The 13,637-nt window shown below is 59.6% G+C and carries 11 protein-coding genes; 6 read left to right on the top strand and 5 right to left on the bottom strand.

What is annotated here, in order from left to right; all coding sequences use genetic code 11:
- Nucleotides 1-197: 197 nt before the first annotated feature.
- The 6 genes from nrdA to glpC all read left to right on the top strand — a co-directional run bounded on the left by nrdA (nucleotide 198) and on the right by glpC (nucleotide 8,308).
- On the top strand, nucleotides 198-2,483 hold the full coding sequence (nrdA, locus tag H7R76_RS07945; protein ID WP_106924350.1) for a class 1a ribonucleoside-diphosphate reductase subunit alpha: 2,286 nt from the start codon (nucleotides 198-200) through the stop codon (nucleotides 2,481-2,483).
- A gap of 149 nt (nucleotides 2,484-2,632) precedes the next feature.
- Nucleotides 2,633-3,763, top strand: a complete 1,131-nt coding sequence (gene nrdB, locus H7R76_RS07940) for a class Ia ribonucleoside-diphosphate reductase subunit beta (RefSeq protein ID WP_106924349.1) — start codon at nucleotides 2,633-2,635, stop codon at nucleotides 3,761-3,763.
- 1 nt (nucleotide 3,764) lies between these two features.
- Nucleotides 3,765-4,019 (top strand): class I ribonucleotide reductase maintenance protein YfaE, encoded by a 255-nt coding sequence (gene yfaE / locus H7R76_RS07935; RefSeq protein ID WP_106924348.1) that lies wholly within the window; start codon nucleotides 3,765-3,767, stop codon nucleotides 4,017-4,019.
- Between the two features lie 218 nt (nucleotides 4,020-4,237).
- Nucleotides 4,238-5,866 (top strand): anaerobic glycerol-3-phosphate dehydrogenase subunit A, encoded by a 1,629-nt coding sequence (gene glpA, locus H7R76_RS07930; RefSeq protein WP_106924347.1) that lies wholly within the window; start codon nucleotides 4,238-4,240, stop codon nucleotides 5,864-5,866.
- On the top strand, nucleotides 5,856-7,115 hold the full coding sequence (gene glpB / locus H7R76_RS07925) for a glycerol-3-phosphate dehydrogenase subunit GlpB (RefSeq protein ID WP_182967452.1): 1,260 nt from the start codon (nucleotides 5,856-5,858) through the stop codon (nucleotides 7,113-7,115). The genes glpA and glpB overlap by 11 nt, the downstream gene beginning before the upstream one ends.
- Nucleotides 7,112-8,308 carry an anaerobic glycerol-3-phosphate dehydrogenase subunit GlpC gene (glpC, locus tag H7R76_RS07920; protein ID WP_182967450.1) on the top strand — a complete coding sequence of 399 codons (1,197 nt, stop codon included), beginning with the start codon at nucleotides 7,112-7,114 and terminating at the stop codon, nucleotides 8,306-8,308. The genes glpB and glpC overlap by 4 nt, the downstream gene beginning before the upstream one ends.
- A 64-nt stretch (nucleotides 8,309-8,372) precedes the next feature.
- Here the strand turns inward: glpC and H7R76_RS07915 are convergent, their stop codons facing one another.
- From H7R76_RS07915 to menB, 5 genes are all read right to left on the bottom strand, one after another.
- Nucleotides 8,373-9,569, bottom strand: coding sequence for a nicotinamide mononucleotide deamidase-related protein YfaY (locus H7R76_RS07915; protein ID WP_182967448.1), 1,197 nt, complete (start codon nucleotides 9,567-9,569; stop codon nucleotides 8,373-8,375).
- Nucleotides 9,570-9,734: 165 nt separating this feature from the next.
- The gene (locus H7R76_RS07910) at nucleotides 9,735-10,277 is read right to left on the bottom strand and encodes a YfaZ family outer membrane protein (protein WP_106924343.1); all 543 of its coding nucleotides are present in this window, start codon (nucleotides 10,275-10,277) and stop codon (nucleotides 9,735-9,737) included.
- A 174-nt stretch (nucleotides 10,278-10,451) separates the two neighbouring features.
- A complete protein-coding gene (menE, locus tag H7R76_RS07905) occupies nucleotides 10,452-11,813 on the bottom strand; it encodes an o-succinylbenzoate--CoA ligase (protein ID WP_182967446.1) in 1,362 nt (453 codons plus the stop codon).
- Nucleotides 11,810-12,775, bottom strand: coding sequence for an o-succinylbenzoate synthase (menC, locus tag H7R76_RS07900; RefSeq protein ID WP_182967444.1), 966 nt, complete (start codon nucleotides 12,773-12,775; stop codon nucleotides 11,810-11,812). The genes menE and menC overlap by 4 nt, the downstream gene beginning before the upstream one ends.
- The gene (gene menB / locus H7R76_RS07895) at nucleotides 12,775-13,632 is read right to left on the bottom strand and encodes a 1,4-dihydroxy-2-naphthoyl-CoA synthase (protein ID WP_106924340.1); all 858 of its coding nucleotides are present in this window, start codon (nucleotides 13,630-13,632) and stop codon (nucleotides 12,775-12,777) included. The genes menC and menB overlap by 1 nt, the downstream gene beginning before the upstream one ends.
- Nucleotides 13,633-13,637: the final 5 nt, after the last annotated feature.

Below are 13,637 nucleotides of genomic sequence, written 5' to 3'. Positions count from 1 at the left end.
TTTCACCCTTTATCAACCTCAATTTAACGTCAAAATCAACCCTTGTACTCAAAAGAATCCAGACTAGAATACTCACCATATAGCGTTTAATTAATCAACGAACCCCTACATGTAGTATTTATCCACAGGTTTTACTACAACCGGCATTGTGGATAAATCAGGGGATATTTTCCTTTTCACGGACAGGTAACAATCACATGAATCAGAGTCTGCTGGTGACGAAGCGTGACGGCCGCACAGAGCGCATTAACCTCGACAAAATTCATCGCGTGCTGGATTGGGCAGCGGAAGGGCTGCATAACGTCTCGATTTCTCAGGTCGAGCTGCGTTCACACATCCAGTTCTACGACGGAATTAAAACATCTGATATTCATGAAACGATTATCAAAGCAGCCGCAGATCTGATCTCCCGCGAAGCACCAGACTACCAGTACCTGGCCGCACGCCTGGCGGTATTCCACCTGCGTAAAAAAGCCTACGGCCAGTTCGAGCCGCCGGCGCTGTTCGACCACGTCAAACACATGGTCAATCTGGGTAAATACGACAATCATCTGCTGGAAGACTATACGGAAGAAGAGTTCAAGCAGATGGACTCGTTTATCGTTCACGACCGTGACATGACCTTCTCCTACGCGGCAGTTAAGCAGCTTGAAGGTAAATACCTGGTACAGAACCGTGTGACCGGCGAAATCTACGAGAGCGCGCAGTTCCTGTATATTCTGGTCGCGGCCTGCCTGTTCTCCAACTACCCGCGTGAAACCCGCCTGAGCTACGTGAAGCGCTTCTACGATGCGGTTTCCACGTTCAAGATTTCTCTGCCTACGCCGATTATGTCCGGCGTACGTACCCCGACCCGTCAGTTCAGCTCCTGCGTCCTGATCGAGTGCGGCGACAGCCTGGATTCCATTAACGCCACCTCCAGCGCGATTGTGAAATACGTTTCCCAGCGCGCCGGTATCGGTATCAACGCCGGTCGCATTCGTGCACTGGGTAGCCCGATTCGCGGCGGTGAAGCGTTCCACACCGGCTGTATTCCGTTCTATAAGCACTTCCAGACGGCGGTAAAATCCTGCTCTCAGGGCGGCGTACGCGGTGGTGCGGCCACCCTGTTCTACCCAATGTGGCACCTGGAAGTCGAAAGCCTGCTGGTCCTGAAAAACAACCGCGGCGTCGAAGGTAACCGCGTGCGTCACATGGACTACGGCGTACAGATCAACAAACTGATGTACACCCGACTGTTGAAAGGTGGCGACATCACGCTGTTCAGCCCATCCGACGTCCCGGGGCTGTATGATGCATTCTTTGCCGACCAGGACGAGTTTGAGCGCCTGTACGTACAATATGAAAACGACGACAGCATCCGCAAACAGCGCGTTAAAGCGGTCGAGCTGTTCTCGCTGATGATGCAGGAACGCGCCTCTACCGGCCGTATCTACATCCAGAACGTTGACCATTGCAACACCCACAGCCCGTTCGATCCGGCTATTGCGCCGGTGCGCCAGTCTAACCTGTGCCTGGAAATCGCGCTGCCGACCAAACCGCTGGACGACGTGAACGACGAAAACGGCGAAATCGCGCTGTGTACGCTGTCCGCGTTCAACCTGGGGGCCATCAACAGCCTCGACGAGCTGGAAGAGCTGGCAATACTGGCAGTGCGCGCGCTGGACGCCCTGCTCGACTACCAGGACTACCCGATCAAAGCCGCAGAGCGCGGTGCGATGGGTCGTCGTACGCTGGGCATTGGCGTTATCAACTACGCCTACTGGCTGGCGAAAAACGGTAAACGTTACTCCGATGGCAGCGCTAACAACCTGACGCACCAGACTTTCGAAGCCATTCAGTACTACCTGCTGAAGGCCTCTAACGAGCTGGCGAAAGAACAAGGCGCCTGCCCGTGGTTCAACGAAACCACCTATGCGCAGGGTATTCTGCCGATCGATACCTATAAGAAAGACCTGGATGCGATTACCAACGAACCGCTGCACCTCGACTGGGAAGCGCTGCGTCAGTCCATTACGACCCACGGCCTGCGTAACTCTACGCTCTCTGCACTGATGCCGTCCGAGACCTCTTCGCAGATCTCCAACGCCACCAACGGCATCGAACCGCCGCGCGGCTACGTGAGCATCAAAGCGTCGAAAGACGGTATTCTGCGCCAGGTCGTGCCGGACTACGAGCATCTGGGTAACGCCTACGAGCTGCTGTGGGAAATGCCGAACAACGACGGCTATCTGCAGCTGGTGGGGATTATGCAGAAGTTTATCGACCAGGCCATTTCCGCCAACACCAACTATGACCCGACGCGCTTCCCGTCAGGCAAAGTACCGATGCAGCAGCTGCTTAAAGACCTGCTGACGGCCTATAAGTTTGGCGTGAAAACCCTGTACTATCAAAACACCCGCGACGGTGCGGAAGATGCTCAGGATGACCTGGTGCCGTCCATTCAGGATGACGGCTGCGAAAGCGGCGCCTGTAAGATCTAATAACGATTGCCGGGCAGCGATACGCTGACCCGGCCTTTGATTTCCGTACCGACGAAAACCTTATTCGGTGTACGGATTTTTTTGCGATGATATTGTAAGCAGGTAAGTAACCGCCATCCGGCATTACTCTCCAGACAGGATTGACATCAATGGCATACACCACTTTTTCACAGACGAAAAACGATCAGCTCAAAGAGCCGATGTTCTTTGGCCAGCCGGTCAACGTGGCACGCTACGACCAGCAGAAATATGACATCTTCGAAAAGCTGATTGAAAAACAGCTCTCCTTCTTCTGGCGTCCGGAAGAAGTGGACGTGTCCCGCGATCGCATCGACTACCAGGCGCTGCCGGAACACGAAAAGCACATTTTCATCAGCAACCTGAAGTATCAGACCCTGCTGGACTCCATTCAGGGCCGTAGCCCGAACGTGGCGCTGCTGCCGCTGATTTCCATTCCTGAGCTGGAAACCTGGGTGGAAACGTGGGCGTTTTCTGAAACCATCCACTCGCGATCTTACACCCACATTATCCGCAACATCGTCAACGATCCGGCGATTGTGTTTGATGACATCGTCACCAACGAACAGATTCAGAAACGCGCAGAAGGCATTTCCAGCTACTATGACGAGCTGATCGAAATGACCAGCTACTGGCATCTGCTGGGCGAAGGCACCCACAGCGTCAACGGCAAAACCGTGACCGTGAACCTGCGCGAGCTGAAAAAGAAACTCTACATCTGCCTGATGAGCGTGAACGCGCTTGAAGCCATCCGCTTCTACGTCAGCTTCGCCTGCTCTTTCGCTTTCGCCGAGCGCGAACTGATGGAAGGCAACGCCAAAATCATCCGCCTGATCGCGCGCGATGAAGCCCTGCACCTGACCGGTACCCAGCACATGCTGAACCTGCTGCGCAGCGGCACCGATGACCCGGAAATGGCGGAAATCGCCGAAGAGTGCAAACAAGAGTGCTATGACCTGTTCGTTCAGGCCGCTCAGCAGGAAAAAGAGTGGGCAGACTACCTGTTCCGCGACGGCTCGATGATTGGCCTGAACAAAGACATTCTGTGCCAGTACGTTGAATACATTACCAACATCCGTATGCAGGCGGTCGGCCTGGATCTACCGTTCCAGACCCGCTCCAACCCGATCCCGTGGATCAACACCTGGCTGGTCTCTGATAACGTACAGGTAGCACCGCAGGAAGTGGAAGTCAGCTCATACCTGGTCGGTCAGATTGACTCGGAAGTTGATACCGACGATCTCAGCAACTTCCAGCTGTAAGATGAGCCGGGTTTTTCTGCGCATCACCGGCACGCGTCTGCTGTGCCAGGATGAACATCCGTCCCTACTGGCGGCGCTGGAGTCCCACAACGTTGAGGTGGAATATCAGTGCCGTGAAGGCTACTGCGGCTCCTGCCGCACGCGGCTGGTATCGGGCCAGGTTGACTGGCTGACCGAGCCGCTGGCCTTTATCCAGCCGGATGAAATTTTGCCCTGCTGCTGCCGGGCAAAAGGCGATATTGAAATCGAGATGTAACGGTTAGTACACGACATACCTCTTCGCTAATGGCGCCGATAAACGGCGCTTTTTCTTTTCTGCGCCAACACGCCGCCGCGCGCCCAGCCGGCAGAAGTCGACTCAGACCGCAAAATGCGCGATTCCGCTTTCGATTAACGCGCGAATATGTTCGATATCAAACAATTTTCCATAATGATGTGACTTAATGTGATGAAAACGAACATTGAGGACACACTATGGACAGCGCCTCTGTATCTGAATTCGACGTTATTATCATCGGCGGCGGTGCCACCGGCGCCGGGATCGCCCGCGACTGTGCCCTGCGCGGGCTGAAGGCGGCGCTGGTAGAGCGTTTTGATATCGCCACCGGCGCCACTGGACGCAATCACGGTCTGCTGCACAGCGGCGCGCGCTACGCGGTGACCGACGGCGAGTCGGCGCGCGAATGCATCAGCGAAAACCAGATCCTGCGCCGGATTGCCCGCCACTGCATTGAGCCCACCAGCGGCCTGTTCATCACGCTGCCGGAAGACGATCTGCACTATCAACGTCCCTTTATCGAGGCCTGTCTGGCCGCCGGTATTCAGGCTGAAGCCATCGACCCGCAGCTCGCCAGGCGCATGGAACCCTCGGTTAACCCGGCGCTGACCGGGGCGGTGCGCGTGCCGGACGGCACCGTCGATCCGTTCCGCCTCACCGCCGCCAACATGCTTGATGCGCGTGAACACGGCGCAACCATCCTGACCGCTCACGAAGTCACGGGGCTTATCCGTCGCGGCGACCGGGTAGAGGGCGTCAAGCTGGTCGATCGCACCACCGCCGAACAACGTGAGCTGCGCGCGCCCGTGGTGGTCAACGCCGCCGGGATCTGGGGCCAGCGCATCGCCGAATATGCCGATTTACGCATCCGCATGTTTCCAGCCAAAGGCTCGCTGCTGATTTTCGAAAACCGCCTCAACCAGCACGTTATCAACCGCTGCCGCCCTCCCGCCGACGCCGATATTCTGGTGCCCGGCGATACCATCTCACTGATTGGCACGACCTCCACACACATTGACTATCGTGATATCGATCGCTGCCGGGTCACACCTGATGAGGTTGACATTCTGCTGCGAGAAGGCGAGAAGCTGGCGCCCCGTATGGCACATACGCGCATTCTCCGCGCCTACTGCGGCGTACGGCCGCTGGTGGCGAGCGACAACGATCCCAGCGGGCGCAACGTCAGCCGCGGCATTGTCCTGCTGGACCACGCTGAGCGCGATGGGCTGGAAGGCTTTATCACCATTACCGGCGGCAAGCTGATGACCTATCGCCTGATGGCGGAGTGGGCCACCGACGCCGTCTGCCGAAAATTGCGCCACAGCCGCCCCTGCTCAACCGCCGACACGCCGCTGCCCGGTTCTCAGGAGACCGCCGAGAAAACGCTGCAGCGCATGATCTCCCTGCCCGCGCCGCTCCGCGGTTCTGCGGTCTATCGGCACGGCGACCGGACCCCGGAGTGGCTCGGCAACAGCCGCCTGCACCGCAGCGTGGTGTGCGAATGCGAAGCCGTCACCGCCGGTGAAGTGCAGTACGCGGTGGAAAATCTGGCGGTTAATAATCTGCTGGATCTGCGTCGCCGTACGCGCGTCGGCATGGGGACCTGCCAGGGAGAACTGTGCGCCTGTCGGGCGAGCGGCCTGCTGCACCGTTATCAGGTGACCACCGCCGCCCAGTCGCTGGCGCAGCTTTCTGACTTTCTTAACGAGCGCTGGAAAGGCGTCCAGCCGATTGCCTGGGGCGATGCGCTGCGCGAAAGCGAACTCACGCGCTGGGTGTACCAGGGTCTGTGTGGCCTGGACAAGGAGGACAACCATGAGATTTGATAGCGTTATCATCGGCGGCGGGCTCGCCGGACTGCTGTGCGGGCTACGGCTACAGCAAGCAGGGCTATGCTGTGTCATTGTCAGCCGCGGCCAGAGCGCGCTGCATTTCTCCTCCGGGTCGCTGGATCTGCTCGGCGCCCTGCCCGATGGCCAGCGCGTAGACGATCCCGTCAGCGGCCTTATCGCGCTCGCCGAGGCATCACCGCAACACCCTTATGCGCTTCTCGGTGCCGATAACGTGCTGCGCTACGCGCAACATGCGCAAACGCTGCTGGCTTCCTGTGGTCTAAATATGCAGGGCTCCAGCACGCAAACGCACCAGCGCGTAACGCCGCTTGGCACCCTGCGTGATGCCTGGCTCAGCCCGTCGGATATTCCCGTCACACCGCTGCCTACCGGCGCCATTCGCGTGGTCGGCATCAGCGGTTTTCTCGATTTCCAGCCGCACCTCGCGGCGGCCTCTTTGCAGCAACAGGGGCTGACGGCTGATACCGCCGAAATCGATCTCCCCGAGCTGGACGTGCTGCGCGATAACCCAACCGAGTTTCGCGCCGCCAATATCGCCAGGGTGCTGGACGAAAAAGCACACTGGCAGACGCTGTATCAGGCGCTGCTGCCGCTGTGCGAGGGGCACGATGCCTTGCTGCTTCCCGCCGTTTTTGGCCTGCGCGATACCGCGCTATTCGACTGGCTTAACGCCAGCCTGCCCTGCCCGCTATTTTTACTGCCTACGCTGCCGCCTTCGGTGCCCGGTATGCGTTTGCACGCCGCACTACAGCGGCAGTTCGTCAGCCTTGGCGGTATCTGGATGGCGGGGGATGAAGTCGTGCGCGTCAGCCACGCTGACGGTAACGTTGACGCCGTCTGGACGCGTAACCACGGCGATATTCCGCTGCGCCCACGCTACGCCGTACTGGCCAGCGGCAGCTTTTTCAGCAACGGGCTGATCGCCGGGCGCGAGGGTATCCGCGAATCGATTTTGGGGCTGGATATCCAGCAACCCACGCCGCGCGCGGCGTGGTATCACGATGATTTCTTCGCGCCGCAGCCGTGGCAACAGTCCGGCGTCATCGTGGATGACGCCCTGCGCCCGGCGCAACGTGGCGTCACCTTTACTAATCTGTTTGCCATCGGTTCCGTTCTGGGCGGCTATGATCCTATTGCCCAAGGGTGCGGCGGCGGCGTCTGCGCGGCCACCGCCCTGCACGCTGCGGAGCGGATTATCGCGGCGGTGGGAGGCCAACCATGAGCCAGAACAGCTTTGAAAACTGCATCAAATGTACCGTCTGCACCACCGTCTGCCCGGTGAGCCGCGTCAACCCACGCTACCCCGGGCCAAAACAGGCCGGGCCGGACGGCGAACGGCTGCGGCGCAAAGACAGCCGCCTCTACGACGACGCGCTGAAATACTGTATTAACTGCAAGCGCTGTGAAGTGGCCTGCCCTTCCGACGTGAAAATCGGCGATATTATTCAGCGCGCCCGCGCCGACTACGGTCAGCAAAAGCCGGGAGTGCGTGACGCAATCCTCAGCCATACCGATCTGATGGGCAGCCTGTCCACGCCGTTTGCGCCGCTGGTTAACGCCGCCACCGGCCTCAAACCGGTACGTCAGCTGCTGGACACCGCGCTGAAAATCGACCACCGCCGCAGCCTGCCTAAATACGCCTTCGGCACCTTTCGCCGTCGCTACCGGCACATTGCCGAACGGCAGACGCAGTTCGCCGAGCAGGTGGCATTTTTTCACGGCTGCTACGTTAACTACAACCACCCGCAGCTGGGGCTCGATCTGATTACCGTTCTCAACGCCATGGGCGTAGGCGTGCAGCTATTAAGCAAAGAGAAATGCTGCGGGGTGCCGCTGATTGCCAACGGCTTCTTCGACAAAGCGCGGCAACAGGCGCAAAGCAACGTGGCGTCGCTACGCGAAGCCATTGAAGACAAGCAACTGCCGGTGTTAGCGACCTCGTCGACCTGCACCTTTACGCTGCGCGATGAGTATCCGCATCTGTTAAATGTCGATAACCACGGGCTCCGTGAGAGCATTGAGCTCGCAACGCGCTGGCTATGGCGAAAATTGGACGAGGGCGCCGCGCTGGCATTAAAGCCGCTGCCGCTTAAGGTGGTGTATCACACGCCGTGCCACATGGAGAAAATGGGCTGGTCGCTGTATACGCTGGAACTGCTGCGCCGTATCCCGGGTCTGGAGCTGCAGGTTCTCGAATCGCAATGCTGCGGCATCGCCGGAACCTACGGCTTCAAAAGTGAGAACTACCCTACCTCACAGGCGATAGGCGCGCCGCTGTTCGCACAAATTGAAGCCAGCGGCCCCGATCTGGTGGTGACGGATTGCGAAACCTGCAAATGGCAGATTGAGATGTCCACCAGCAAGCGCTGTGAACATCCCATCACCCTGCTGGCGCAGGCGATTTCGCGTGATTGAGCCTGGTGCCCGCGATGTGCCGGGTGGCGCTGCGCTTACCCGGCCTGCATTCCGCATCCGACGTCTAGAGTACCAGCGAATCGACGACGTTAATCCAGCCGTGCTCGCTGGCAACCGGTTTGCCGTACAGCCAGCGGCGCAGCATGTTCAGCGCCATCATGGCGCACACTTCCTGGCGTATCGCTAAACCGTGTCGCGTATTGCTGAACTTCACCTGCAGCGCGTGGGTGCCTTCCGCCGTCGAGAGCGCAAAATTAATGTGCTCGCTCTCCAGTCCGCTGACCGCCAGAGCCAGCCCGGCAAAGTGATTAACGCGACGCTCGGCGGCCCAGCGCGCGGTCTGCGCCAGGGTTTCATCCTGCGGCGGCACCACTTCACTGGCCAGCAGCGGCGCATCGGCGCGGGAGAGCTGTAGCGCAATCAGCCCGCTGGTGAACTGCTCGCTCAGCGTCAGGCTCAGCTGTTTTTCTTTCAGCACGCGGGCCAACTGCGCGGGCAGCCCCTCGGTACCTTCAAAAATCAGGCTTTCCCCGGCCACTTTCTGTACCTCTGGCCACAGTGCCAGCATCGCCTCGCGATGCTCCGACGGGCCGGTCAGCTTCAGTTCAATAATCGGCATGGAAGAGCGGTAGCCCATCGTCACGCCCGGCGGCAAATCAAGATGCTGCAAACTTTGGGCGAGGTCGCTTTCCGAGCGGCCAAAGGTGGTGAGTCGTAGACACACCGGCGGCTCACCAACCGGGTAACGCTGGCGGATGCGCGGCAGAATTTCACGTTCCACCATGACTTTAAATTCCGACGGCACGCCCGGCGTGAAGAACATAAGACAGCGGTTGAGCTTCACGGCGAAGCCGCAGGCGGTGCCCACCGGGTTATCAATCAGCTCCGCGCTGGCCGGGATTTCCGCCTGCTTGCGGTTGCTGGGTGCCATCACGCGGCCGCGCTCGCTGAAAAATCGCTCCATAAACGCCAGCCACTCTTCATGCATAACCAGCGATTCCCCTTTGGCGGTCGCCGCCGCCAGCGCGCTGAGATCGTCGCTGGTCGGCCCCAGACCACCGTTCACGATGAGAATATCGGCCTGCGTGCTGCGTTCGCGCAGAATCGCCACCAGATCATCCAGGTTATCGCCTACGGTATTGCGGCGGGACAGCGGAATACCCTGCTGGAAACAAAAATCAGCCAGCCAGGCCGCATTCGTATCGACGATCTGTCCCGATAAGACTTCGTCACCGGTGGACAGCATCTCAACCGTTATCATCACTTTCTCCATTAAAAAGAGGACGATTAACTATACACAAAATCATTCGAGTTACATCACAAAACGCGCCTGCGTTTTGACCTGAAGGGGGAGAAGTGAATCACGCAAACGGAGGATTTAAGAGGGAAAAAAGGGGCGCAGCGGTAGCCGCCGCGCCGGGGAGGATCAGAACGCTGCGCTTACGCCGACGTACGGGCCATCGGCTACGGCGTTGTCGCGGTTGCCGTCTTTGCCGGCAAGGTTCAGGTAGCGATAGCCTGCTTCGATGCTGATCGGGCGCATCAGGGTGTATCGCGCGCCGGCGTTCGCTTCGGTATAGCTGTCGATACCGCTGGACAGCGAGTCCGGAGAATAATAGTACTCGCCGAACAGACGCAGGCTGTCGCCGATTTTCCACTGCAGGCCGCCGCCCACCGCTGCCGCATAGCCGGAATCGCCCGCTTTCGGATCGGTGTAAATACCTTTACCGCCCACGGTTGCCAGGAACGGACCCAGCGGGATATTCAGCCCCAGGCCCAAACCGGCGACATCACCGTCGTCATCGTTGTGCGTCCAGTTACCGGTTAACGCCAGGCCCGACGTTTCGGTGCCCATGCCAAAACCCAGGTTGGTATATTCTTTACCCGCCTGGCCGCTAATACTGATAGCACTCGCTGACGCAGAGACAAACATCAGCCCCGCCAGACTCAATAACACGCTCTTTTTCATCTTCATCCTTTCACGCAAAGCAAAAATAAATCCCACAAACCGCTGAATTGTACTGCGTTAAACCGCGGTTTCAATCTACGAAATAGGCAATAATCGCCGCGATTGTAACGAATTACGACTCATACATCTGCAAAAACAATGAATTAAATTAACAAAATAACCACAGGATATGATTTATGCGGCAAACTGCGCGGCAACCCAGAGACCGAGCTGATGACGAGAAACTTTTATCCCGCTCCCTTTCATCGTTTCGGGCAGCCGTAGCCAGCGGCAGGGCTGCTGAAAACCGGCCAGTTTATCTTTGGCCCATACGGCCAGCGCAGGCAAGTCCAGCGCGGCTTCACCGTCCACTACCGCCACCGGACGCTGGCCAAACTCGGCGTCGTCCACTGGCACGATAAACACCTGATTGACCGCAGGGTGCTGGGCAATAACGCGCTCAACCGCTTCAGGCTGAACACCTTCACCGCCGCTGAAAAACAGGTTATCCAGCCGTCCTATTACCCGCAGGCGGCCATCATGCAGCTCACCTCGGTCGCGAGTCGCGAACCACCCCTCGGCATTAACCAGCGGCACGAGCGCACCGTCACGCCAGTAGCCCGCCGCCATGCTGGTCGCACGGAGCCAGATTTCGCCCTCAACCAGCCGCATCTCGCGGCCGGGCAGCGGCGTACCCACGTCATCGCCGCCGTTGGCCTCGCGGGCACAAACGGTCGACGCAAACTCGGTCAGGCCGTAGCCGCAGAAAGTGCGGATCCCCCGAGCGGCTGCCTGTTCCGTCAACGCCGCAGGAATCGCCGCGCCGCCTAATAACACCGCCTTGAGCGAGAGCGGCTGCCGGTCGTTAAACAGCCGCCACAGCTGCGTAGGCACCAGAGAAGCATGCGTGCAGCCTGACAGCGCATCGGCCAGCGGGCGTTCACTCACCGCCATCTGCGCACCGGCAAACAGCCAGCGCCAGAAGATCCCCTGCCCGGACACGTGGAACAACGGCAACGACAGCAGCCAGCAATCGCCTTCGCTAAACGGCATCAGGCTCAGCACGCCTTCCGCACTCGCCAGATGCGCGGCGCAGCGGTGAACCGCCGCTTTTGGCAGCCCGGTCGATCCGGAGGTCAGCGTCATGGAGGCCAGCCGTTCAGCCTGCCAGCCAACATCGTGGTACTGGCGCGCGCTACGCAGCCGCAGCACAGGCAAATCGTAGTGCGCCTCGCCGTCGAGATTAAGCACATGGCTGAGGGTCAGCCCCGGCAGCAGTTCACTGACCAGAGACGCGGGCAGACGCGGGTTGAGCGGTAAAATGCGGGCGCCGCACTGGAGCAGCGCCAGCCAGGCCAGCACCGCCTGAGGATGGTTGCGGGCGCACAGCGCCACGCCGTCCCCTGCCCTGACGCCCTGTGCCTGCAAACCGGCGGCCAGCGAGTCAACGCGCTGGCACAGCGTGGACCAGCTCAGCGTCTCGTCATCAAAACGCAGCGCCGCCGCCGCGCCGCGCTGCGCGCACCAGTGACGCCACGGCCAGTTTGTGAAGGTCACAGCAGCGGCTCCATATCCTCAATCGCACCGCACGGCAGCGCGCTGTGCGGCCAGCAGCGAATCAGCTGGGTCTGCATCAAATCCAGCGTATCGAGACCCGGTACGGTCTGCGGCGTCAGCCAGGCCGCGATACGCGCCAGCTGCGTGAGGCCAAGGCTGGACTCCAGCGAAGAGCTGATAACCGCCGTCAGGCCCAGCGCATGGGCGGCCGCCACCTGCGCTTTCACCCGCGCCAGGCTGCCGGTCAGCGTCGGTTTAATCACCACCGCCCGCAGCCCCGGCTCGGCTTCAAAGCGAAAATCCGCCTCGCGCAGGCTTTCATCCCAGGCAATGGCGATGCCGGTTTCCTGCGCAAAGGCGCGCGAATCCTCGCGGGTTTTACACGGCTCTTCAAGAAAAGCGATGCGCGCGCGATGCGCCGGGTCAACGTATTTAGCGAACTGCCGCGCCTTCAGCGGCGTCCAGGCGCGATTGGCGTCAAGACGCAGCGTCAGCTCCGGAATGGCTTCCAGCAGCAGATTCACCACCATGCCATCGCGAACCGCTTCGTACAGACCCACTTTCACTTTGGCGACTTTCTCACCAGGCATCTCAGCAAGCTTGAGCACCAGTTCATCAGGGTCGCCGGTACACAGCGGCGCGGCGCGAAAATCCGCTTCCTGCGGCAGTTCATCGTTGATTTCGGCCAGTGCGCAACTGATACCAAACGCCACGGAGGGCATCTCAGGCAGCGGCGCGGCGTCATCCTGACGCCACGCGTTTGTCCAGGCCAGCAGCGCCGACTGTGCGTCGTCCAGCGTTTCGTGGCTGAAGCCCGGCAGCGGGGACACTTCGCCCCAGCCGTCACGCTCGCCGTCACGCAGGTAGACGAACAGCCCGTCGCGGGTTTTCAGCCGCCGCTCGCGCAGAACCACGCCCGCGTCCATCGGGATCTGCCAGCGGTAAACCTGGGCGCGACGCATTACGGGTTCCGTTTAAATTTGCTGAAGTCAGGCTGGCGTTTCTGGTTGAAGGCGTTACGACCTTCCTGACCTTCTTCGGTCATATAGAACAGCATAGTGGCGTTGCCCGCCAGCTCCTGCAGACCCGCCTGACCGTCACAGTCGGCATTCAATGCGGCTTTCAGGCAGCGCAGCGCCATCGGGCTGTTTTGCAGCATTTCGCGACACCAGCGAACGGTTTCTTTTTCCAGATCCGCCAGCGGTACCACGGTGTTCACCAGGCCCATATCCAGCGCCGCTTTGGCGTCGTACTGGCGGCACAGGAACCAGATTTCACGCGCTTTTTTCTGACCCACGATGCGCGCCATGTAAGAAGCGCCCCAGCCGCCGTCAAAGGAACCGACTTTCGGGCCGGTCTGGCCGAAGATGGCGTTATCGGCCGCAATGGTCAGGTCGCACATCATGTGCAGCACATGGCCGCCGCCGATGGAGTAACCCGCCACCATCGCCACAACCGGTTTCGGGCAGGTGCGGATCTGGCGCTGGAAGTCGAGCACGTTCAGGTGATGTACGCCGCTGTCGTCCTGGTAGCCGCCGTAGTCGCCGCGCACCTTCTGGTCACCGCCGGCACAGAAAGCTTTATCGCCTTCGCCGGTTAAGATAATCACGCCAATATTGTCGTCATAGCGCGCATCGGCCAGCGCCTGGATCATCTCTTTCACCGTCAGCGGGCGAAACGCGTTGCGTACCTGCGGGCGGTTAATGGTGATTTTGGCAATGCCGTCAGCGGATTTTTGATAGCGAATGTCGGTAAAACCTTCGGAACAGTCGTGCCATTCGGCCGGGGCGTACAGCATAGCTTCATCAGGATAAATCATAGCGA

The sequence above is a fragment of the Klebsiella sp. WP8-S18-ESBL-06 genome (genome assembly GCF_014169755.1).
Taxonomy (GTDB): domain Bacteria; phylum Pseudomonadota; class Gammaproteobacteria; order Enterobacterales; family Enterobacteriaceae; genus Kluyvera; species Kluyvera ascorbata_B.
This window is presented reverse-complemented; position numbering and strand designations above follow the sequence as displayed.

Coding starts and splice junctions, on each gene's coding strand:
- nrdB (WP_106924349.1), top strand. CDS start 2,633: ATGGCATACACCACTTTTTCACAGACGAAAAACGATCAGCTCAAAGAG.
- nrdA (WP_106924350.1), top strand. CDS start 198: ATGAATCAGAGTCTGCTGGTGACGAAGCGTGACGGCCGCACAGAGCGC.
- menB (WP_106924340.1), bottom strand. CDS start 13,632: ATGATTTATCCTGATGAAGCTATGCTGTACGCCCCGGCCGAATGGCAC.
- glpB (WP_182967452.1), top strand. CDS start 5,856: ATGAGATTTGATAGCGTTATCATCGGCGGCGGGCTCGCCGGACTGCTG.
- H7R76_RS07910 (WP_106924343.1), bottom strand. CDS start 10,277: ATGAAAAAGAGCGTGTTATTGAGTCTGGCGGGGCTGATGTTTGTCTCT.
- glpA (WP_106924347.1), top strand. CDS start 4,238: ATGGACAGCGCCTCTGTATCTGAATTCGACGTTATTATCATCGGCGGC.
- glpC (WP_182967450.1), top strand. CDS start 7,112: ATGAGCCAGAACAGCTTTGAAAACTGCATCAAATGTACCGTCTGCACC.
- yfaE (WP_106924348.1), top strand. CDS start 3,765: ATGAGCCGGGTTTTTCTGCGCATCACCGGCACGCGTCTGCTGTGCCAG.
- menC (WP_182967444.1), bottom strand. CDS start 12,775: ATGCGTCGCGCCCAGGTTTACCGCTGGCAGATCCCGATGGACGCGGGC.
- H7R76_RS07915 (WP_182967448.1), bottom strand. CDS start 9,569: ATGATAACGGTTGAGATGCTGTCCACCGGTGACGAAGTCTTATCGGGA.